Source organism: Fervidobacterium pennivorans DSM 9078 (assembly GCF_000235405.2).
GTDB lineage: Bacteria > Thermotogota > Thermotogae > Thermotogales > Fervidobacteriaceae > Fervidobacterium > Fervidobacterium pennivorans.
The window spans coordinates 2082618-2104852 of record NC_017095.1; the positions used below are offsets into that span (position 1 = coordinate 2082618).

Here is a 22235-nt window from a genome sequence, read left to right on the forward strand (position 1 = left end):
TTTTAAATAAGGGGAAAATTTTGAGATGAATCTTGGAAGATTTTCTTCAGAGATTTTGCGAGGGATAAAAACTGCCGATACACCGTATCACAAGCCGACGCACGCGTCGGCTTTTTTAGTTTGGTATTCTAAGCCAACAAGTGATGTGAAAACCGTTGTAGAACTTGGAAGTGGAACGGGAATAGTTGCATTCGCACTTGCCAAACTGTATAATCTTACTGTTGAAGGAATAGAGATTCAAAGTGAGCTTGTTGAACTTGCAAACCTTGGTGCAAAGCTAAACGAGGTTGATGATAAAGTAAAGTTCAGAAATCTGGATGTTAGAGACGTGAAATATTTTTATAAACCAGAGACGTTTGATATGGTTGTATCGAATTTTCCGTTCCATTTATCAGGGAAGGGTAAGGAAAGCCCAAGCAAAATACGACGCTTGAGTCGCACAACTGATTTAGAAACAATAAAGAGTTTTACACAGAGCGCCTCGTATTTGCTAAAGAACCGTGGAACGTTTGTTTTTGTCTTTTCACCAAACATTTTAACAACAGTCTTGAGTTATCTAAGTGAGGTAAATCTCACTGTGCAAAGAATGTGCTTTTTACATGGGACACCTGAGAAAGAGGCAAAATTGGTGGTTGTTAGAGGGAAGAAAAACGGTGGGCAAAATCTGATAATTGACCCACCACAGTGGGGGGTGTAGTTAGATGGTAGAACGATACGCACTTGAACCATTGAAGAGTTTATGGACTTTAAAAGCCCAGTATGAAAGATGGCTCGAAGTTGAGCTTGCTGTGGTTGAAGCATACGAACAAGTAGGCATTGCACCGAAAGGAACAGCTGAAGAAATTAGAAAAAAAGCGTTTATTGATGTGGATGACATATTAGCTACAGAGCAAGTGGTTGACCATGATGTTATTGCGTTTATAAAGTCCGTAACAAAGAATATGGGAGATGAAGCAAGGTACTTCCATTATGGACTAACTTCATCTGACGTTGTTGACACGGCTAATTCACTCGTTCTTATCCGAGCAACAGATATCATTTTGGAATCGATGGAAAAGCTAAGATTGGTTCTATATGAGAAAGCTCTCCAATACAAAACACTTCCTACGATTGGTAGAACACACGGTGTTCATGCGGAACCCACATCTTTTGGATTGAAGTTTCTCTCATGGTATGCGGAGCTTCTCAGAGATATTGAAAGACTAAAAAGAGTTCGTGAAGAGATAGCTGTTGGAAAATTAAGTGGTGCTGTTGGCAATTACGCAAATATTTCTCCGGAAGTAGAGAAAATTGCTCTTGAAAAGCTTGGACTGAAACCTACGCCTGTAGCCACACAAGTTATCTCGCGCGATTATATAGCACATTTGCTTGCAACATTTGCTATAATTGCAGGTTTAATTGAGCGCATAGCAATTGAAATAAGGCATTTACAGCGCACGGAAGTGCTTGAAGCTATGGAACCATTCAAAGAAGGACAGCGAGGTTCTTCAGCTATGCCTCATAAGAAGAATCCAATCCTTTGTGAACGATTAACGGGTATGGCGAGGTTAATGCGAAGCTATGCACAAGTTGCCTTTGAAAACATGGCACTCTGGCACGAAAGGGACATTTCACACTCATCTGCGGAAAGATACATACTCCCAGATTCAACAATGACAATTTACTATATGCTTGAAAAAGCAAGGTATCTAATTGAAAATTTGAGAGTCTTTGAGGAGAAAGTTAAAAAGAACATAGATATAACCCAAGGATTGGTTTATTCTCAAAGGATACTCCTTGCACTTGTAGAAGCTGGAATGAGTAGGGAAGAGGCTTACACACTTGTTCAAAAATATGCTCTGGAATGTTGGGAAACAGGTGAGTCATTCAAAGAGAGATTACGTTCTGATGAAAAGATAAGTCAATTAATCACTGAGGAAAAGTTTGAGGAATTGTTCAAACCAGACTACTATCTTAAAAACATTGATAAAATCTACGAAAGGTTTGAGAAAAAGTAAAAAAGCGGGCTTTAAGCCCGCTTTTTCCTTTAAAAAATTACATTGTTGATTCTTCTGTTGTGTAATCTGTTGATTCTTCTGTTTCTGTTGATTCTTCTGTTGTGTAATCTGTTGATTCTTCTGTTGTGTACTCTTCTTCATACCCTTCTTCATCGTATTCTTCTGTTGTGTAATCTGTGCTTTCTTCTGTTGTGTAATCTGTTGTTTCTGTTGCTTCTTCAACTGTTGTTTCTGTTGCTTCTGTTGCTTCGGCAGATGCCTTGCTCTTGTTTGCTGCTACTGCCCAGATGATAGCGACCACAATAATAGCGATGACGATAAGTGTTACTGTCAAACCTTTTTTGGATGCCATAGCTCCAACCTCCTTTTAATAAGTTATGAAAAAACTAAACACCTTATTTTTTGTTTTCACGCTTATTATATCATTCTCAATGTAACTTTCAATAAGCAATTAGTGAAAAAACTATGTTAAATTCACATTAAGTGTATCACTCTACCGCACTAATAGTAAGATTGTTTTATGTTACATTTTTTCAAAAAAGAATTCTAGAACTACATTTTTTAAGTCTTGTTGTTCGCATTGCATACTAAAGTATAAACGAGCATAACAGAGAGAAAGCGAGCATAGAGGGGCTATAATTGCATCTCTTTGGTTATAGCAACTATCATACACTTAGAAACGTTTGAATTGCGATAGTGAAATTGTGTAAAATTAATAAGAGAGCTCTTGATTTAACGAAAAGACCAATTTGTAACGGGAGGGGATTGTGATGAGAATAGTAACTTGGGGCTTTGGTGCTATGGGACGTGGTATTGCAAAGAATATTATCGAAAGTAAGTTCATGAAACTGGTGGGGGTTATCGATAAAAATCCAGAATTCATAGGTAAAGATGTTGGTGAATTGCTTGGTCTTGGAAACTACGGTGTTCGTGTAAGAGATTCTATTGATGTTATTGAGGAGACAAACCCAGACCTTGTAGTTATCGCAACGAGTTCGTTTGTTAAAGACGTTCTTCCACAGATTGAGTACGCAGTTAAGAACCATGCAAATGTTATTACAATAGCTGAAGAAATGGCATTTCCGTTTGATTCCCATCCGGAAGAATCACTTTACATGGACAGCTTGGCAAAAAGATACGGAGTGACGATACTTGGAACCGGTGTCAATCCTGGATTTGTTCTTGATACGTTAATCATTGCTCTGACGGGAGTCTGCACAAGAGTTGACAGAATAGTTGCAAAAAGAATAAACGACCTATCACCGTTTGGAAAAACAGTTATGGAAACGCAAGGAGTTGGCACAACACCAGAGCAATTTGAAGAAGGCTTGAAAAAAGGCACCATCGTTGGTCATATTGGATTCCCACAAAGCATTGCGATGATAGCAAGAGCCTTAGGTTGGAATATCACAAAGATAGAGGAAGAAAGGAAACCTATAATTTCTAATGTCTACAGGGAAACCCCAGTCGTTAAAGTTGAACCTGGCATGGTAGCAGGTTGTAACCATTCAGCAAAAGCATACGTTGGAGACAAATGTGTCATTGAGCTTTACCATCCACAGCAGATACACCCGCACCTTGAAGGTGTTGAAACAGGAGATTACATAGAAATATACGGAGACATAAACATAAACCTTTCTATAAAACCAGAAATTCCTGGAGGAAAAGCAACAATAGCGATTGCAACTAATATGATTCCAATAGTAATTGGTGCACAACCTGGTTTGAAATGTATGGCTGACTTGCCAGTCCCCAGGTCTATTCTTTCATTCACAAGATAAATATGGAGGTGAGCTCAGTGCTCGCTAACCTTGCCAAAAAAGGTGACTGGGTGCAAATTCAGGTTACTATACTACATCCTGAAGAACGTGCTCCACAAGTGCCTGAGGATACAAAAAAAGTTCCACTCGAAATGAGAGTTAAGGGATTTTTACAAGACGAAGTGGCAGAAATAGGAGCGACTGTTACCATAAAAACGATGACAGGAAGGTTGGTTACAGGAAAACTTGTGGCAGTCAACCCAAAATACGAGCACGACTTTGGTGAACCTGTTCCTGAACTCATAACGATAGGGTTGGAATTAAGGGAAATTCTGGAGTCATCGGATGGTGATGACAAATGAACAAAGATAGGTCTTATGCTGCAGTAATGGCAAGACGTGCTGAGATAATGCGAAAGGCTGTAGGTATAGATTACGAAAAATTTATCATAGAAGGTATCGCATTTGACTATGAAAAGATGATGGAAGAAGTCGGGTATTCTTTGGAAGAAGTTAGAAAAATCCAGGCTGAAACATGCGTTGGTAATACACCTTTGGTAGAGCTTAAAAACATAAATAAACTCATCAAAAAGATAGCTCCAAAAGGCAAAGGTGCAAGGATATTTTTGAAAGACGAAGCAACAAATCCATCGGGAAGTTTCAAAGATAGAAGGGCGGCAGTAAGTGTATATCATGCTCAAAAGCTCGGCTATAAAGGAGTTATAGCTGCCACAAGTGGTAACTACGGCGCTGCTGTTGCTTCTCAAGCTGCAAAAAGGGGTTTAAAGTGCATAATAGTCCAGGAATGTTACGACAGCCAATGGCGAGGTCAACCTGAGATTCTTGAAAAAGGACGTGCATGTGAAGCATACGGGGCAGAAGTTGTGCAACTGACGGTAGGACCAGAGCTATTCTACTACACGTTGGTATTACTTGAAGAAACGGGTTACTTCAATGCGTCGCTCTATTCTCCGTACGCGATAGCAGGCATTGAAACACTTGGGTATGAAATTGCTGAGCAAATGAAAGAATTGACCGGTAGATTTCCTGATGCCGTTGTTGTAACACATGCAGGTGGAGGGCTAATAACAGGGACTGCACGAGGGTTAAGAAAAGCCGGAGCAACGCAAACGAAGGTCATTGGTGCAAGTGTTGATTTGAGAGGTCTACATATGGCAAGTGACACGGACTTTAACAGGAAATACTTTACAACAGGTCACACGGGATTCGGCATACCGTTTGCAGTATTTCCAGATAGGTCCGATGTTCCAAAGAACGCAGCAAGACCTCTAAGATACATGGACAGATATGTGCTTGTGACCCAAGGAGAGGTTTTCTACGTTACGGAAATGCTCGCTCAACTTGAAGGATTGCAAAGAGGGCCTGCGGGCAACACATCACTCACAGCAGCGATAGCACTTGCCCTTGAGATGGATGAAGACCAAACTATAGTGGTTAACGAAACAGAATACACAGGTGCTGGTAAATTGCCGTCAGCTCAGCTCACATTTGCAAAGAAGATGGGTATGATTGTAAAACGTGGAGACCCAATAAAAGAAGATGTGCCCGGGAAGGTCATAGCAATTCCGGAACATCCTTCGCAAATTGGTGTTATCGAATATCCTGTTGAAGAGATGAAAAAGAGCTATTTGAAAGAACTTATCAAACGAGAAAATAGAAGTGAATTCACTGAAACTGAAATGAAATTCCTAGAAGAAGATTTAAGAGCAACAAGAGAAGAAATAATCAAGTGGATAGAAGAAGTCAAAAAGAGTTTATAGAAAAGAGCAAAGAGCTGAATGGGGAGGGAAACGGATGAAACCAAGACCGGATGATTTCGCAGAAAGGTCTAAACATCTTCAAAATATGACCGATGAAGAACTCAACGCTTACTTTTGGCATCTTGTCGAGAAAGTTGTTGACCCGCTTGTCGAACTTGCTAGAACACACACAAGTCCGTCTATTGAAAGGTCAGTTCTGTTGAGAATGGGATTCAATAGTCTGGAAGCTAAAAAGCTTGTAGACATGATTTTCGAAAGGGGACTCCTTGGAAAGGGTGCCGGTCACATCGTCTGGAGAATAGCGAAAGAACACAACATCGACTACATTGAAGCGGGAAGAAGAATGATAAATGGAGAATATTGGGACGATGTTGACAGGATATTCAAAGGGGTGAAGAAGAATGGATAAACTCGACCCAAAAGTTCCAATCGATGTTGAAGAAATATTAAAAGACCTCGATAAATACCGCCCAAGAAGAAGAGGCTGGACTTGGAGAAAGAAACTTCCTGAAGGAACAAAGGTTGATAGATACGAATATTACCAAATAAGTGAACCTTTGAAAAACAGCATTCCGTTGCCAGCTGCGCACTATTTCAACAACATTGACCCACAACCGGACGTTGTCATCACAAGTGAAATCGCTTCTGGAAGGTTCGAAGATGACATCAGAAGAATGCGCATGGCAGCCTGGCATGGTGCGGACCATATAATGGTTATTAGAACTCTTGGCCAATCACACTTTGACGGTCTTATCGAAGGAACACCGGAAGGTGTTGGTGGAATACCCATCACAAGAAAGCAGGTCAGAGCGACAAGAAAAGCGTTAGATTTGATAGAGGATGAAGTAGGAAGACCTATAAACTTCCATAGCTATGTCTCTGGTGTTGCAGGTCCCGAGATTGCAGTATTGTTTGCTGAAGAAGGAGTCAACGGTGCACACCAAGACCCACAGTACAATATTCTTTATAGAGGTGTTAACCCTGTTAGGTCTTTTGTTGACGCAGCGGTTGCTAAGAAGATAATGGCATGGGCAAACATGCTACAAATCGATGGTGCGCACAACGCAAATGCATCAGCAAAATTGGCATGGACCGTTATGCCTGAACTTCTTGTCCAACATGGTATCAACTGTATGTTCTCGGTAAAGGTTGGCATGCCAAAAGAAAACATCGCGCTATCAACTGTTCCTCCAGTGATTGCACCACTACCGGAGATGAGAATAGATTTACCATACGCTGTAGCGCTTAGAGAACTCTTTAAAGGTTTCAAATTCAGAGCTCAGATGAACACAAGATACATCGAATCAGACTTGTTTGATGCAACGAGGGTGCACGTTCTGAATGTCGTACTTTCAAGGTTGACAAGTGCAGACTTACAATCAACAATTACCCCGGACGAAGGAAGAAATGTGCCATGGCATATAAACTCCATCAGAGGAATCGAAACAGCAAAGCATACTCTCCTTGCAATGGATGGTATAAAGAAATACGTAAAGATTGACCAAGAAGCAATCAGAGAAAAAGTCAGAGAGCTGAAAATGAGAGCTATTCTCATGCTTGAAGAGATTCTTGAGATGGGCGGTTATTTCGAAGCACTCGAAGCTGGTATGTTTGTTGACAACGGATACTATCCGGAAAGGCTTGGTGATGGAATTGCACGAAAGAAAGACGGGGAAATTGCAGCTGGAACCGTTGTTCCAAGAGACCCAGATTACATGGCTCCAGTTTGTGAACACTTTGGATACAACAACCTGCCTGAAGGCATAGAAAAACCGTGTGACCTCATTGGTGGTTGCACATTCCACAAGCCAGAAAAGATACAGTTTATTGATGAACTCGACGAGACAGATAACGTGAACCTCAGATTACAGCGTATAAAAGACATGAAAGCAAGGAACGTTATCAAACCGGAAGTCGAATGGTATTCAGATGGCTGGATTCAGCTTGACATGACATTCGCATTGCCAGAAGAATATGCAGAGGCAGCAGCGCTTGCGGTTTGTGAGAAGCTCGGACTTGAGGACCCAACGATTATTGCAAAAACCGTGCTACATCCTGCTGAAGGCACGTATGTCGAAGTTAAAGCAAAAGTTCCTTTTGAAATAAAAATAGACGAACTCAAACTGCCGAAAAAACCAGAAACCCTGCCAGAAGAAGAGATATTCGAATATGTTGCCAAACGTCCAATTAAAGTGGTCGCTGCAACGGTTGGGGAAGACGAACATTCAGTTGGATTGAGAGAAATCCTTGATATTAAGCATGGCGGTATTGAAAAATACGGAATCAAATACGTATACCTTGGCACGAGTGTTCCACCTGAAAAACTTATCGATGCTGCAATCGAAACCGGCGCTGATGCAATCCTTGCATCCATGATAATCACGCATAACGATGTTCACATCAAGAACATGCGAAGGCTCAACGAACTTGCGATAGAAAAAGGAATCAGGGATAAAGTGCTAATCATTGTTGGTGGAACGCAGATAAACAACGATATGGCTGTAGAAAACGGTGTTGATGCTGGATTCGGAAGAGGCACAAAAGGTATCCATGTCGCTTCGTTTATTGTGAAGAAGCTCAAAGAAAGGGAAGGAAATTAAAAAATTAATGGAAACTCAAATCTATTCCAGGGGGGATTAGGATGTACGAAGCAACAGATTGGACGATTATACCACCTTTCAAAAACGAACCGTATGTTGATTTTTCCATTCCTGAGAATGAGCAAAGGATGAAAGAAGCACTCGAAAAAGTCTACAAAGATTTTGGTAAAGAGTATGACATCGTTATCGGGGGTAAGCCGTATAAAACAGAGAAAAAGATTAGGTCAATTAACCCAAGCAAACCAGACGAAGTTGTTGGTATTGTAAGCAGTGCAAATGAAGAACTGGCAGAAAAAGCACTTGAGGCAGCATGGGAAGCGTTTAAAACATGGAGCAGGACACCTGCACATGTAAGGGCAGAGTATTTGCTCAAAGCTGCAAAAAGAATTAGAGAACGAAAGTTAGAATTCGATGCGGTAATGGTATACGAAGTTGGAAAGAACTGGGTAGAAGCAGATGCAGATACGTCTGAAGCAATCGACTTTTTGGAATTTTATGCACGCGAGATGTTGCGCTATGCATCGGAACAACCACTCGTCAGAATTCCGGGTGAATACAACGAACTAAGATACATACCACTTGGTGTTGGCATCATCATTCCACCATGGAACTTCCCACTTGCGATACTCGTTGGAATGACAAGCGCAGCAATAGTTACGGGCAATACGGTTGTTTTGAAACCAGCAAGCGATAGTCCGGTGGTTGCAGCGAAATTCTTTGAGGTGCTCCAGGAAATTGGATTACCAGATGGTGTGGTTAATTTCTTACCCGGAAGTGGTGCGTTGGCTGGGGAATACTTGGTCAAGCATCCAAAAACGAGGTTCATAAGTTTTACCGGTTCAAAAGACGTTGGACTTCGCATACACGAACTTGCTGCAAAACCACAACCTGGTCAGATTTGGATTAAACGAACGGTCCTTGAAATGGGTGGAAAAGACGCTGTCATCGTTGACGAAACCGCGGACTTAGATGCTGCTGCAGAAGGAATCGTTGTCAGTGCGTTTGGATTCCAAGGTCAAAAATGTAGTGCAGGTAGCAGGGCAATAATTGTTAAAGATGTATACGACAAAGTAATTGAAAAAGTCCTAGAAAGAACATCGAAGATAACGATAGGAGATGTTAGATACAAAGAAAATTGGCTTGGTCCGGTGATAAACAAGAGTTCGATGGAAAAGATAATGGCCTACATCGAGATTGGCAAGAAAGAAGGACGGCTAATTTATGGCGGAAATGCAAGAGAAGACCTTGGAGGCTATTTTATAGAACCAACTATCTTCAAAGATGTTGCCTGGGATGCAAGGATTGCTCAAGAAGAAATCTTCGGTCCTGTGCTCGCTATAATCAAAGCAGAAGATTTCGACGATTCATTAAGAATTGCTAATTCGACAGAATACGGACTTACAGGTTCACTCTATTCAAGAGATAGAAAACGCATCGAAAGGGCAAAAGAAGAATTCCACGTTGGTAACTTGTATTTCAACCGAAAATGCACGGGTGCACTTGTCGGAGTCCATCCATTTGGTGGATTCAACATGTCCGGAACTGACAGCAAAGCAGGAGGAAGAGATTACCTTGGTTTGTTCTTGCAAGCAAAGGCGATAAGTGAGAAGATATAAAAAGCGGAAAAATGATAACATTTATAAACTCGGCTGGTAGTAGCAAACCAGCCGAGTTTTTGCTTGACTTGGAATTTTTCCAAAGTTGTCTATATAAGCTAACGAGTTAATAAAAGAAGATTGAACGATTAAGTATGCTCAGCGAAGTTAAATTTTTGAGTATCTTAAAATAAAAGAAAACTTGCGAAAAAAAGTGATTTTCGCAGTTTTATTCTTTTTAGCGCAAAAAATAGAAGAATGTAAGAACTTAAAATTATCTTAACATTTGTGGTATAATAATAAGCTATAATGAACTACCCATCCTGTAAGGTTACTCTTCGTGAAAGCATGTTTAAGATATCTATTCTTTGGGGGGACAGTGTATGCTTATGCGTAGACTGATTTTTATATCGGTTTCGGTGCTACTGTTCATGGCTTTGTTTTCATTAACATCTTGTCAACCTGGTGCTCAACCTCAACAACCGCAACCACAACCTGAAGAAACGGTGTATAAAAATATTGAAAAAGTGAAAAACGATCTCCTGGTTTCTTCAGAGGATACCGAAACTACGGTTAACCTGAAAGGCTATGTTGTTTATAGGTTTGAAGATTCAAGCTTGATTCTTGCAAATGACAAGACCGCGATAATGTTCAAAAATTCAGGTTTGAGTTCCAAGTATGTCGGGAAAGAGATACAATTAAAGTCTGTGAAAGCGGTTTACAAAAACAAAGCATTCTACCTTGAGAGAACAAGCTCTACGGAAATATTTGTAGACCTCTCTGGTAAAACCCCACCTCAAGCTAAGAATCTGAACGCCTCAGGTGAGCTTCCTGCACCATCTCTGAAGGAAGCATTTGCGTTAATGAACGGTTTGTATTCAACGGTTCGGGGAACTATTAGGTTTGACAGCGATAGCAACAAGTATTTTGTAACATACTCTATAGGGACAAAGAACCAGGTATTTGAAATCTCAGATGAATATTCTATCAGTTTAATAAACCAGTTTAATGTTGATAAACCCATCACAGTTGATGCTGAAGCCACCTTGACGGGATATCTCTTCTACGAAACCAACTCTTGGAAATTCAGAGTCTCCAACGCAGAAATTGAAATACCGGCTCCTGATGTTAATGTTGGTATTAACATTCCTGAATACGTTCCACCTGTTGAACAAGCAACTGTTACGTATTACCAAGCTGAAAAGAAATTGTTAGTGGAATACACTTACACGCTTCCAGACGTTGTGTTCATGATATACAAGGAATACAACAATCCATCGAATGAGAATGAAAAGGTGTATGAATTGATTGGAGAGACAACAAGTACGACCTTTGAAAAAACAGAGTTTGACTTAGAAGAAATCAGTGGAATTGGTGTTAGAGTGCTTAGCGCTGATAAAACAAAAGAAAGTGAACTATTCATTATCTCAAGGGATAAGTTTATCGTTAAATGATACTTTAATGTTTAAAGAGCTTGGAAAGGAGAGAAAATTACTGTGACAAACAAACTAAAAATTGTAGTTTCTTCCTTGGCAGTAATTTCAGCTTTTGTGTTAGTTTTGACTTCATGTTCTGTAACCTTTACCAATACACATCTCTTTCAAAAGAGTTATGCGGTGAGTGTTACTATAAACCTTCCAACGGATGTTTTAAATACAAGTAAATCAAGCAATGCATTACCTTATTCCTTTTCTAACAAGCAAATTTCGATGGTGCAGATTACTATTTTGGAATCAGGTTCTGTTGTTGAAACAAAAAATGCAACCCAATTAGGGAACTTCACTTTTAACTTAGCACCTGGAACATACACTTTCGACGTAAAAACTTACTTTAAAGATTCAAATCAAGACAAATTGTATTTCTATGGTTCTTCAACTTCCACAGTTGATGCACAAAATACTAATATAATAATCGACACAAAACTTGCTTCAGGAACAATACACCTGAATGTATTACCAACGGATATAACATTTTTTACTGAACATGCGACAGTGACTCTCCAAAAACTCAACGGAACTGCTGTTCAATTTACGCAAGTCGTAGGTAAGCCCTCTGGAAATTTGGCTGTAGAAGTTTACCCTGGTATCTGGCAAGTTACCACGGAAGGAATTCTTACTTCGCAAACAAATTCGAATGATAAAAGATATTCCAAGGTTCAACAAAGCAGGCTTGTCTTTGTTGATGTTTCCGAAGATGAACAAATCGTTGAAAAGCTTCTTGTTCCTTCGGAAAGTGACATCGGAAGTTTGTTATACGTAAATACTGCAGATGTCCATGACGGGGATACGTTCAAGGTAGGGACACAGTCATATAGATTGATAGGCATCGATGCTCCGGAAGTCCAAACAGGTTCAAAACCAAGAGGAGAATACGCTGATGAATCAACAGAATTTCTTAAAAGCTTCGTTTCATCCGGAAATGGATACGTTCGTATTATTAATAAAGGAATAGACAGTTATGGAAGATATTTAGTCTACCTTCTTAACAACACTGGAGAAAAATTTTATCCGGAAGAATCTCTGAAAAACGGACTTTCAAGGCCTTTACTTTACCAAGAAAATGTTGATGAAAGGTTCACACCACGCATTGTAGATGCTTACAAATTAGCGTATCAAAATAGAAAAGGTATATTCTCTAAATATGAAAGTGCACAGATTGTTGAACAATCAACTCAAGACAAAGACAGCTATGTGGGAAAAATCGTATGGCTAAAAGGGCAAATTACGAACATTTCAAAAGATTCCACGGGTAAATACACATTGACACTCGACGATGGATGGGCAACAGTTGAGTTGCGCAAAGAGGAATACGATTACTTCGTTGCTCCATTCGATATGTATTCTTTGAATAACAAACTTGTCAAGTTTTACGGAGAGCTTTGGCCCGGTAATACGAGTGGAACATATAAAATCCTTTTGAGAGCATCGTTTGAAGTAGTTTTTATTAACTGAAATTTCACTTTTTTGAAGGGGGAGTACTGTATGAGAAAGTTTTACTGGGTAGCTTTAGGTTTAACGATTTTACTGGTGCTTTTCTCTTGTACACAAAAACCTGTGACGGGTCCTGTTTCAGTTAAAGTTAACGTGAACTTACTGAGTTCAACAACTGTAAAAGCCTTCGAACCACGTTTAACAGGATACTTCTCCGACATTGAAAAGATTTACCTCACGGTCAAAGACTCAAGCAACCAAACCATTCTTTCAACGGAAACCACAAACAAGACAAACCCATCGTTCAGTTTTACACTTCCAAATGCAGGAACTTATAGCTTCTATGTTGAGGCAAAGCGTTCGGACAACACAAGAGTTTTCACAGGACAGAAAGAAAATGTAACGATTACAACCGGAAACAACGAGGTGGTAATCGATGGAATTCTTGTCAACGGAACATTGAAAGCAAACGTAGAAATCGATAGCACGGTATGGGAAAGATACAATGTAGATAGTGCGGTGCTTGAGTTTAAGAAAGACATAGCGACAGAATGGACACAAAAGAGCTTAACAATATCCAGTACAAAAACAATGGTAGAAGAATTACTCTATCCATCAATGTACACGGTTAGATTCAAAATTAGCTTAATTGCTAAGGACCAATATACAATTCCAGAAAATTGGAGTAACATGTCAAATCCTGCACAAGTGACGATTCCAATCGACCCAGATAGAGTAAGAAACGTCACATTTAAAGTTGTCTTCGATTCTGAAAGAAATGAACCCCAGGTGATTGCCGTTCTAACGCAGATAACACTCCCGTATGCACCAGAAGTGAGCAATCTCACGGCAGTTTGGAACAAAATCAGTAATGAACTTATACTCTCATGGAACTACGAAGAGCAGAATGCAACATTCTATATTTACAAAGAGCTCAAAGATAACGATAACAACACATATTACGAATATGTTGGCAATACGCAAAACAAGACATTTACTATTGTTAACTTCACACAAAGCGAATATGACAGAATAAACGGTATTGCAATCAACGCGGTTGTAGATGACAAGGAAAGTGGATTGAAAGTGCTTGAAAAAACACAAATCACAGAATTGCAAGTTCCAAACGCTCCAGGTAACGTAGCAGGAAGTTATGAAGACTACTCACAAAAGCTCACACTCACTTGGGATGCTGTTTCAGGACAAGATGTAAAATACAAAGTCTACAAGAAGCTAGCAACAGATAATGACTTCATTCTTGTTCAAGATAACATCACTACAACAACCATTACAATTGACCTTCCATTGACTGAGTGGAACAACCTTGAAAAAGTAGCAGTTAGTGCATACAACAACGATGGCGAAAGTCAAAAGACAGAACTTGAAAAATCAAACATTACACTCTCTGACTTTGCTGGTGGAAGTGGAACGGCAGATGAGCCATACCTCATAGGAAATGCAAGGCAGTTGCAGAATATAGGCAAGTCTGAATATTTGAATACAGGTAAATATTTCAAACTGATAGCCGATATTGACCTTACAGGTGTAACTTGGACACCGATTGGAACATATAGCTCAAATCTTTCAACAAGTGCATTTGTTGGAGTGTTTGATGGAAATGGGCACAAAATCATGAATATATCTTTCAACGATACTACAAAGAGCAATGTAGGTTTGTTTGGGTATCTCTACAATGCGACGGTGACGAATTTGATAATTGAGAATGCAAATATTACAGCAAAGCAATATGTCGGAGCTCTTTCTGGTTGTGCAAAAAACTCTACTGTTGAAAAAGTTGGTGTAAGAAATTCAATTTTGAGAGCTGAAAACAGTTACTATGCTTACGTTGGAGGTTTAATAGGTGATGTTAATGCGGATAATTCCTCAACGAATACAATGATTATTCGTCAATGTTTTGCAAGCAATGTGACAGTATCAGCTCCGAATTACGACAATGCACGTGCAGGAGGATTGCTAGGAAGGTTCTACGCTAATGCAGTTGAAACAGGAACTATTGAAAATTGTTATGCCACAGGAACAGTGAATTTCATGTCAACGACGAGTTCCAACATAGGTGGTTTAATTGGGCTTGTGTCCAAGAACACAACTTATGGAGGCTCAGTCAAGATAGCGAACTGCTATGCCGCTGTTGCTCCAAATATGAGTGGTAATGCTAACTGGAAAGGTTTCATAGGCGGTAGTAGTGTTCCTGCTACATCTGATAGTGGTAATAACTTTTTTGATACAGACGTTGCAGGAGAAACAGCTGGTTCTGCTTCAGCCAGTTTGCAAACAGGTAAACCAACATCCGAAATGAAGCAGCAAGCAACATTCTCTGGCTGGGACTTTACGAACATCTGGAAAATCGATGAAGGAAACGACTATCCAAGATTGAAATGGGAATTTTAATACAACCCAAATGCGATGATTATCCAAAAACTCGGGGCTCTGCCCCGGGTTTTTGGCCGAATGACCAAAAATTATTTTTCATATCTCGGAGGTGGTATAGGTGAAAAAATGGTCCATTGCACTTCTGGCTCTTTTAAGCGTGGTTTTGGTTTTTGTCATAACAAGCTGTGTTCCACAACATCCATCACTTTTGTCGGTTAAGAACATCTACGATGCAAAGCTAAAGATTTTGAACTCGGCAGGTCCGGTATTGCTCGATAAAGTTGAAGGAACAGTTATTTATGTGTCAGGTAGTGACGCAATCATTCACGATGGGCAGACTGGTATTTATGTCTACAAGGCAGGGTTCTACTCTTCGGATGTTGGAAAGAAAGTCACGCTGACTAATGTTATAGGAACAACATACAGAGATTCCGTCCAAATAGACTTCAGCAAGGGTGGTTATAAAAACTTTGCAGCAGAAACACTTACAGTTGAACCTACCGCTTTGACAATCGACATTGCAAATAATGTAAGCATTACAACTCGTGCTCTCTGGGATTTCCAATACGTTAAGGTATACGGTATACTCAATGGTGGAAAGATGACATTTACATATGAGTATGATAAGGTAAACAAAAGAAAAGCAACTATCAATGTTGCTTCCTTAAGCTCAAGTCTCTTCCTTCCTTACACCTATGACACGGAAGCTACTTTGACAGGTTATTTGCAATTTTCAAATGGCGCTTGGAGTTTGAAAGTTCTAAGTGCAGAAATTGGAGATAGCTATCCAGGGGTTGGTGTTTTTGTTGACGAAGTAGTTGATGGTAAAACGTTTAAAGTGGGTGAGCAAACTTACGAACTTATAGGAATAGACGATAGTGTAAATCCTTCAGCGGCAAAGACGAAGCTCGAAGAATTTATAAATTCCCAACCAGAAGGGATTGTCCAAGTTCTTGTGAAGGGTGAAAAGAATGGAAAGAAATACGCTTTCTTGTTCAGCAAGGATGGTAAGACTTTGTATCAAGAACAGGCTCTGAAAGATGGTGTTGTTGTTCCAAACCTTGCTGAAGAATGGGAAGATGCGGCAATATATGAATTGCTAAAGAATGCCTACAAATCTGCGTACTCTTCTAAAAAAGGCGTTTATTCGACATTCTCTGGAGCTTCGGTTATTACGGTTGAAAGTTCAAACACATACATTGAAGGCAACTATGCTATCTTTTCGGGAACAGTATCAGATGTAACTGAAGACGCAACAGGAAACGTTAACATTAACGTTAGCAACTGGCTCAAAATAACAATATCGGCAGGTAACTTCAAATATCTGTTTAGTTCTACGTTTGAACAGTTCAAAAATTCGCTAGAAGGTAAGGTTACTAACTTCTACGGTAAAGCCAAAAGAAGCGAAGGAATACTTGAGATGCCGTTGTATGCTGAATGGGAAATGTTCTCGTTCGAATCAGGTTCCGGAACACAAGATGATCCATATATAATCACAAAACCTGAGCACTTAATTAGCGTAAGGGCGCTTGCAAGTGCTAACAAGTATTTCAGACTCGAGGCAGATATAGACCTTGCAGGAGTTGATTGGACACCGATTGGAACATATAGCTCGGATCTTTCAACAAGTGCATTTGTTGGAGTGTTTGATGGAAATGGGCACAAAATCATGAATATATCTTTCAACGATACTACAAAGAGCAATGTAGGTTTGTTTGGGTATCTCTACAATGCGACGGTGACGAATTTGATAATTGAGAATGCAAATATTACAGCGAGTAGCCGCGCAGGAGCGTTAGCAGGAGCTTCTAAACTTTCTAAAATCTACAGGGTTAAGGTTGTTAAGAGTTCTGTTAGAGTAACATACAGCGGTTCTGGCTATGGTGGAGGGCTGATTGGAGAAGCGATAGATGGGACGGAAATTGAGGAATGTGCAGTTAGAAATACTACAGTTTCTGGGGTGAAATATGCAATTGGAGGATTGCTTGGTAGGTTAAAAGTGAATTCAGGTCAGCCTGCGGTAGTTGTGAAGAATTGCTATGTTGAGGGAGGACAAGTGAGTAGTGATTACTCAAGTACAACAGCCTCGGCAGGATTTATATGTAATTTCAGCGCAACTTCTGCAGCAGATGCGGTGATAGAGAACAACTACGTGGTTGCTTCAATAACAAACGGTAAGGCTTTCATAGCATACAAAGAAACAGGGAGTACTGATCCAGTTGTGACAAGTTCATATTACGATACACAAGTAGTAGGTTCAGGAGTTAGTGATTCATATGCAACAGGTAAAACAACATCCGAAATGAAACAGCAAGCAACATTCTCTGGTTGGGACTTTACGAACATCTGGACAATCGATGAAGGAAACGACTATCCAAGATTGAAATGGGAAAATTAGTTTTTACGGGGAGGGAGTTAAGTTGAGCGGCAAATTAATCAGATATGCTGTCTTAGTTTTTTCGATTTTTTTGGTTTTAATTTCATTTGCCTTCAAAGTTGATTTCAAGTTAACAGGGTATTTAACCTACGACATGAACTTGGGAAATCTTGATAATTTCCCGATAGCCTATTGGACAATCACACCACCAGCACCTTTTGATTCCGTGGCAATCAAATTTACCGATTATCTAACATATTCACATGCCACCTTTAAGCTCTTTGACTATGATTTCATCGTCCCGAGGTATTACTTCGTTGATACAAGGCTTTCTGTTAATATTCCATACATTCAGACTATCTACCTTGCAGCGGGTAGGATGAGGCTTTCAAGAGGTTTGACTTCTCAATACGAGGGTGTTTCGCTCGGAGGGCTGAAGTTCGACACATACAACACCTCAAATACATCACCAGGGCTTGGCGGATTTGTCGGTTATGTCTATGGCAAATTTGATGGTTATTCATACGAAGTAGGTGGAGCATACAGCACAGAAATGAAAACTTTCGCTCTTTACGGGACCCTTACAACCAATTTCGGTCGTTTTGGTGCATACTACGAAACTCGCTACTACCAAGTATCTTTGAATTACTCCAATTCCCAGAAGATATCATTTGGAACTGTTGATTACTGGGCTGGTATCGGTGCAGCAACGAACACAATTAATGAACCAAGCTTTTTGGTCGGTGCCAAACTTACATCCGGTCCTTGGTTTGCAGCTGGTCAGTTTGCTTGGATTGGAGCAAATAAATACGATTTGAGTTTTGCAACAGGAGAACCCTCAAACCCGAATGCACCACGCTCTTGGAACGTTATGGGTGAAGTTGGATACAACTTCCCAGGATTTTACGTTGGTGTTTTTGCCAAATACAACAGCAACTGGGCAAGCAGTGGTTGGTTGCCACTCTATGGTGTGAAGCTGAATGTTGGAGATTTTTCGCTTTCATTTGCCAACGGTGACTTGTATGCTTCTTCTGCACTTCCAACAACACAATTTGCTCTCCTTAAGCTTACGTATACATACCAAACAAGCATAGACCTACTTGGTGCAGCTCAATCGCTTGTCGCAAGTCTTACTCCAAAACCAGCAGTTCAAGAAAGCAAGCAACCGACAACAATCAAAATTGCCGACCTTTACAGTATGCCGGAAGGTTCAAAGGTTACTGTCACTGGTACTGTCCTTGCACCAGTTGGATTGCTGAGCAATTCAGTAACATATATCCAAGATGAAACAGGAGCGATAATGCTGTATGGAAGGTCTATTCCTACAACTTTGAACGTGGGAGATATAGTTGTTGTGAGTGGTTCAACGAAAGTCTACAACAACATTCTTGAGATAGTTGTAGATAACATAAGTGTGGTTGGTAAAGGAAATATAAAACCTGTTGAATTAAAGTCTCTTGACAAGTCTTACCTTTCAAATCTTGTATATGTAACCGGCACAGTTGAGAGCGTTGGAAAGGATAATTTCATTGTAAATGCCGGTGCTTTTAAGGTAAAGGTTTACATTAAGAGTGCAACAGGAATTAGTTTGGCTGGTATTTCAGAAGGAAAGACCGTTAGGGTAACGGGTATATTCACACTATTTAAAGACGAATTTGAAATCCAGCCTTTGAAACAAGAAGATATCGAAGTAAAATAAAATTGACGTTAAAAGCTACATAGGAGTGAAGAAGGGGAATGGTTTTTAGAAAATCCAAAACAAACGCTGTATTTTTTCTTGTAATCGCTGTTAGCCTGGTTCTTGCCCTTATACTGAGTTCTTGTTCACCTCAAGAAACAGCGATAAGTAATGTTGAAGTGCTCGATGGGGATACACTGAGAGTTTCAGGACTATCATTTAGAATCATTGGAATCGACGCACCAGAAATTCATGAAGGAGATAAGCCGATAGGTGAGTATGGGCAGAATGCAAAAGATTATCTTTACTGGTTCGCAAGTCAATTTGAGCTTTCGTACGAGCAAAAGGGGAAAGATAGCTATGGAAGGATTTTGATTTACCTTTTTGGAAAAGATAGGCAAACCGGTGTGAAGTATCTTTATGAAGCATCACTTACTGAGAATGGATATGCTCGACCCTTGATTTACGACAGCACATCAGTTCCAAACTACACTAAGGCAATCGTTGACGCTTACAAAAGGGCATACGAAAACAGAAAAGGTATATTCTCGAAATACGATAACGCACCAGTTATCGACAAAACCAAGGCAAGCCAGATGAGTTCCTATAAAGGTAAGATTGTTTGGCTTGAGATGGATGTTAGTAATGTAAAATTTTCTAACGATACTTACTACATCTATTCGGACTTTGCGCTTGTTAAGATAAGAAGTGGTGAGTACAACAATTTATTCAATGGGTACAACCTCTATGGTCTAAAGGGTAGAAAAGTGAGATTTTACGGTGAACTTTGGTATGACAACTACGAAGGGAAATATATGATTATGCTACGCGCACCGTTTGAAATTAAAATCGTCAACTAAAAACAAAAGGGAGGAATTGACGGTATGAAAAAGCTTTTGATAACGCTTTTGTTGGTAGTGAGTGTTGTATTTTTTGCGCAGAACTTAGTCAAAATTGCGGATATTTACAAACTAAAAGAAGGCGAAACGGTTGAAGCAACTGGTATCATCCTTGCCCCAGTTGGAGTGCTTGGAAATTTGACAACGTATATGCAAGATGAGACCGCTGGAATCATGTTATACGGCAAAGTTTTACCTGTTGACTTAAAGATAGGTGATGTTGTTAAAGTTGTTGGCAAAACAAAGGTCTACTATGGAATTCTTGAGATTATACCAGACAAAGTAGAGGTCATTGGCTCAGCTACACCAACGGCTGTTGAACTCAAAGACGCGGACTTCAAAAAATATCTGTCCAACCTGGTTGTAGTTACAGGAACTGTGAGTTCTGTTGAGAAGTACCAGTTCAAAGTAAAGACCGATAAGTTCGAGATTTTGGTGTATATAAGAAAAGAAGTGCCATTTAAAGTTAATACGCTAAAAGTTGGAGACAAGGTTTCGGTAACGGGTGTTATGTATCTGTACAAGGATATGTATGAAATACTTCCAAGGATGCCGGAGGATATAAAGAAATTCTAAAAAAAAATGAGTGTAATTTGCATGAATGCATGAGAAAGCCAGCTGGGAGAAAACCAGCTGGCTTTTTAAGGTTTTTAAAGGTTTTTAACAGTTTTAAAACGTCTGCTAATAGAAATATGTTAAAGTCCTTCTGGATAACTCCCGGGGAGGAAGCGGGGGAAATCAAAATGATGGAGGTGTTGAGTATGAAACTTAGGGGTTTCGTGTTGTTATTTTTAGTATTTGTAACCATTATCTCATTTGCGCTGAATATTATTTACCTTGTCGGAGATGGTATGAGTTTTAACCAGCTTCTTCTTGCAAGTATACTTGAAGGAAGAGTTTTGACAACTATGACATTGCCTTACACAGCTATACAAACGACTTACTCTGCTGATTCATGGGTGACAGATTCTGCTCCAGCGGGGACGGCCCTCTTTGCCGGATACAAAACATTGAACAGTGCGATAGGCGTATTACCAAATGGTACACCGATGCCTTCAATATTTGAAATTGCAAAGAGCGCTGGTTACAACATTGGTTTGGCAGTTACGTGTAGGGTAACTCATGCCACACCAGCCTCAATGTACGGGCACGTAACAAATAGAAACGATGAAGTAATCCTTGCTAAACAGCTCGCTGAATCTGGAACTGTTGACGTCATTTTTGGTGGCGGATGGGATATGTTTGTCCCAACTGCGCAAGGTGGTAGAAGAACAGATGGGCTTAATCTCATAGAAGTGATGAAAAGCAAAGGGTATGAATATATAACAACAGTTGAACAACTTAATACTGTTCAGTCTTCAAAGGTTCTTGGTTTATTTGCCAAGGGACATCTTGACCCAGTTTCTAACAGGTCATCAGCTCAACCAACCCTCGATGTTATGACCAAAAAAGCCCTCGAACTTCTTTCAAAGGATGGTAAACCTTTCATGCTCATGGTTGAAGGCTCACAGATAGATTGGGAAGCACATTCGAACGATTTCTACGGAGTTTGGAAAGAGGTTGTGGAATTTGATAACGCTGTCAAAGTTGCTCTCGAATTTGCAGCTAAAGATGGTAACACACTTGTGATTGTTACCGGTGACCACGAAACAGGTGGATTGTCACTTTCAAAAGGTGGTTACACAATTAACGTGGAACTTGCAAGAAAGGCAAAAGGAACTACACAGATGTTCTTAAGCCAATACAACATCGCAGATAAAGAAAAATTTATTGCGGGTCTTAAAGAATGGTATGGTATATCTATCACAGATGCCGAATACGAAAACTTGAGACAGATTCCTTCAAACAATCTGAGAAGAGAACTTGCAAGGTTTGTAAGTGAAAAAGTTGGATTTGGCTGGACAACGTTTGACCACACAGCTGCACCCGTCCCAGTCTACGCTTTTGGACCCGGTGCACATTATTTCACAGGTTTTATGGACAACACGGACATTCCTAAGATTATTATGAAGATAACAAAACTTTCGGCAATTTCATTTCCTGAAGTTAAAACAACCGGTAGTGGGTATTAATTCATTTCTAGTGAAAATTATCGTTCATCACATTCCTTTAGTTTTCTGAAAGCTTTTCTGCCCCTGCACGTCTTTATGTGCAGGGGTTTTCTTAATTTTGAGATTTTGTTTTCCGTTGAAAATGTTATACAATAAGTTGTGAAGTAAAGTTAGAAG

The 22235-nt window shown here is 39.9% G+C and carries 17 protein-coding genes; 16 read left to right on the plus strand and 1 reads right to left on the minus strand.

Going from position 1 to position 22235, the window contains the following annotated elements; all coding sequences use genetic code 11:
• Positions 1–25: 25 nt before the first annotated feature.
• Positions 26–697 (plus strand): tRNA1(Val) (adenine(37)-N6)-methyltransferase, encoded by a 672-nt coding sequence (locus FERPE_RS09765; RefSeq protein WP_014452462.1) that lies wholly within the window; start codon positions 26–28, stop codon positions 695–697.
• A gap of 4 nt (positions 698–701) precedes the next feature.
• Positions 702–1997, plus strand: a complete 1296-nt coding sequence (purB, locus tag FERPE_RS09770; protein WP_014452463.1) for an adenylosuccinate lyase — start codon at positions 702–704, stop codon at positions 1995–1997.
• A gap of 37 nt (positions 1998–2034) precedes the next feature.
• On the opposite strand, the gene FERPE_RS09775 is transcribed toward purB, so the two are convergent.
• Positions 2035–2349, minus strand: coding sequence for a hypothetical protein (locus FERPE_RS09775; protein ID WP_014452464.1), 315 nt, complete (start codon positions 2347–2349; stop codon positions 2035–2037).
• 418 nt (positions 2350–2767) lie between these two features.
• Between FERPE_RS09775 and ord the strand changes: the two genes are divergently transcribed.
• The 14 genes from ord (at position 2768) to FERPE_RS09845 (ending at position 22079) form a co-directional block, all read left to right on the plus strand.
• Complete coding sequence (gene ord / locus FERPE_RS09780; protein ID WP_014452465.1) at positions 2768–3778, plus strand: 2,4-diaminopentanoate dehydrogenase; 1011 nt, start codon at positions 2768–2770, stop codon at positions 3776–3778.
• 17 nt (positions 3779–3795) lie between these two features.
• Entirely contained in the window at positions 3796–4119 is a 324-nt protein-coding gene (gene ortA, locus FERPE_RS09785) for a 2-amino-4-oxopentanoate thiolase subunit OrtA (RefSeq protein WP_014452466.1), read from the plus strand.
• Positions 4116–5537, plus strand: coding sequence for a 2-amino-4-oxopentanoate thiolase subunit OrtB (gene ortB / locus FERPE_RS09790; RefSeq protein ID WP_014452467.1), 1422 nt, complete (start codon positions 4116–4118; stop codon positions 5535–5537). Before ortA ends, ortB begins: the two co-directional genes overlap by 4 nt.
• A gap of 34 nt (positions 5538–5571) precedes the next feature.
• Positions 5572–5946 carry an ornithine aminomutase subunit alpha gene (locus FERPE_RS09795; protein WP_014452468.1) on the plus strand — a complete coding sequence of 125 codons (375 nt, stop codon included), beginning with the start codon at positions 5572–5574 and terminating at the stop codon, positions 5944–5946.
• Positions 5939–8137 (plus strand): D-ornithine 4,5-aminomutase subunit OraE, encoded by a 2199-nt coding sequence (gene oraE / locus FERPE_RS09800; protein ID WP_014452469.1) that lies wholly within the window; start codon positions 5939–5941, stop codon positions 8135–8137. The genes FERPE_RS09795 and oraE overlap by 8 nt, the downstream gene beginning before the upstream one ends.
• 41 nt (positions 8138–8178) lie before the next feature.
• The gene (pruA, locus tag FERPE_RS09805) at positions 8179–9753 is read left to right on the plus strand and encodes an L-glutamate gamma-semialdehyde dehydrogenase (RefSeq protein ID WP_014452470.1); all 1575 of its coding nucleotides are present in this window, start codon (positions 8179–8181) and stop codon (positions 9751–9753) included.
• 362 nt (positions 9754–10115) lie between these two features.
• The gene (locus FERPE_RS09810; RefSeq protein WP_014452471.1) at positions 10116–11186 is read left to right on the plus strand and encodes a hypothetical protein; all 1071 of its coding nucleotides are present in this window, start codon (positions 10116–10118) and stop codon (positions 11184–11186) included.
• A 42-nt stretch (positions 11187–11228) separates the two neighbouring features.
• Entirely contained in the window at positions 11229–12683 is a 1455-nt protein-coding gene (locus tag FERPE_RS09815; RefSeq protein WP_014452472.1) for a thermonuclease family protein, read from the plus strand.
• A 30-nt stretch (positions 12684–12713) separates the two neighbouring features.
• Positions 12714–15071 (plus strand): GLUG motif-containing protein, encoded by a 2358-nt coding sequence (locus FERPE_RS09820; protein WP_014452473.1) that lies wholly within the window; start codon positions 12714–12716, stop codon positions 15069–15071.
• Positions 15072–15171: 100 nt separating this feature from the next.
• Positions 15172–17451 (plus strand): M26 family metallopeptidase, encoded by a 2280-nt coding sequence (locus FERPE_RS09825; RefSeq protein WP_014452474.1) that lies wholly within the window; start codon positions 15172–15174, stop codon positions 17449–17451.
• 22 nt (positions 17452–17473) lie between these two features.
• A complete protein-coding gene (locus FERPE_RS10285; RefSeq protein WP_014452475.1) occupies positions 17474–19129 on the plus strand; it encodes a hypothetical protein in 1656 nt (551 codons plus the stop codon).
• A 38-nt stretch (positions 19130–19167) separates the two neighbouring features.
• The gene (locus tag FERPE_RS09835; RefSeq protein WP_014452476.1) at positions 19168–19968 is read left to right on the plus strand and encodes a thermonuclease family protein; all 801 of its coding nucleotides are present in this window, start codon (positions 19168–19170) and stop codon (positions 19966–19968) included.
• 24 nt (positions 19969–19992) lie between these two features.
• Positions 19993–20583 (plus strand): hypothetical protein, encoded by a 591-nt coding sequence (locus FERPE_RS09840; RefSeq protein WP_014452477.1) that lies wholly within the window; start codon positions 19993–19995, stop codon positions 20581–20583.
• A 185-nt stretch (positions 20584–20768) separates the two neighbouring features.
• Complete coding sequence (locus FERPE_RS09845) at positions 20769–22079, plus strand: alkaline phosphatase (RefSeq protein WP_014452478.1); 1311 nt, start codon at positions 20769–20771, stop codon at positions 22077–22079.
• Positions 22080–22235: the final 156 nt, after the last annotated feature.

What these genes read in the sequence shown, in the direction of transcription:
- FERPE_RS09765 (WP_014452462.1), top strand. Translation starts at nt 26, where the DNA reads ATGAATCTTGGAAGATTTTCTTCAGAGATTTTGCGAGGGATAAAAACT.
- purB (WP_014452463.1), top strand. Translation starts at nt 702, where the DNA reads ATGGTAGAACGATACGCACTTGAACCATTGAAGAGTTTATGGACTTTA.
- FERPE_RS09775 (WP_014452464.1), bottom strand. Translation starts at nt 2,349, where the DNA reads ATGGCATCCAAAAAAGGTTTGACAGTAACACTTATCGTCATCGCTATT.
- ord (WP_014452465.1), top strand. Translation starts at nt 2,768, where the DNA reads ATGAGAATAGTAACTTGGGGCTTTGGTGCTATGGGACGTGGTATTGCA.
- ortB (WP_014452467.1), top strand. Translation starts at nt 4,116, where the DNA reads ATGAACAAAGATAGGTCTTATGCTGCAGTAATGGCAAGACGTGCTGAG.
- FERPE_RS09795 (WP_014452468.1), top strand. Translation starts at nt 5,572, where the DNA reads ATGAAACCAAGACCGGATGATTTCGCAGAAAGGTCTAAACATCTTCAA.
- oraE (WP_014452469.1), top strand. Translation starts at nt 5,939, where the DNA reads ATGGATAAACTCGACCCAAAAGTTCCAATCGATGTTGAAGAAATATTA.
- pruA (WP_014452470.1), top strand. Translation starts at nt 8,179, where the DNA reads ATGTACGAAGCAACAGATTGGACGATTATACCACCTTTCAAAAACGAA.
- FERPE_RS09810 (WP_014452471.1), top strand. Translation starts at nt 10,116, where the DNA reads ATGCTTATGCGTAGACTGATTTTTATATCGGTTTCGGTGCTACTGTTC.
- FERPE_RS09820 (WP_014452473.1), top strand. Translation starts at nt 12,714, where the DNA reads ATGAGAAAGTTTTACTGGGTAGCTTTAGGTTTAACGATTTTACTGGTG.
- FERPE_RS09835 (WP_014452476.1), top strand. Translation starts at nt 19,168, where the DNA reads ATGGTTTTTAGAAAATCCAAAACAAACGCTGTATTTTTTCTTGTAATC.
- FERPE_RS09840 (WP_014452477.1), top strand. Translation starts at nt 19,993, where the DNA reads ATGAAAAAGCTTTTGATAACGCTTTTGTTGGTAGTGAGTGTTGTATTT.
- FERPE_RS09845 (WP_014452478.1), top strand. Translation starts at nt 20,769, where the DNA reads ATGAAACTTAGGGGTTTCGTGTTGTTATTTTTAGTATTTGTAACCATT.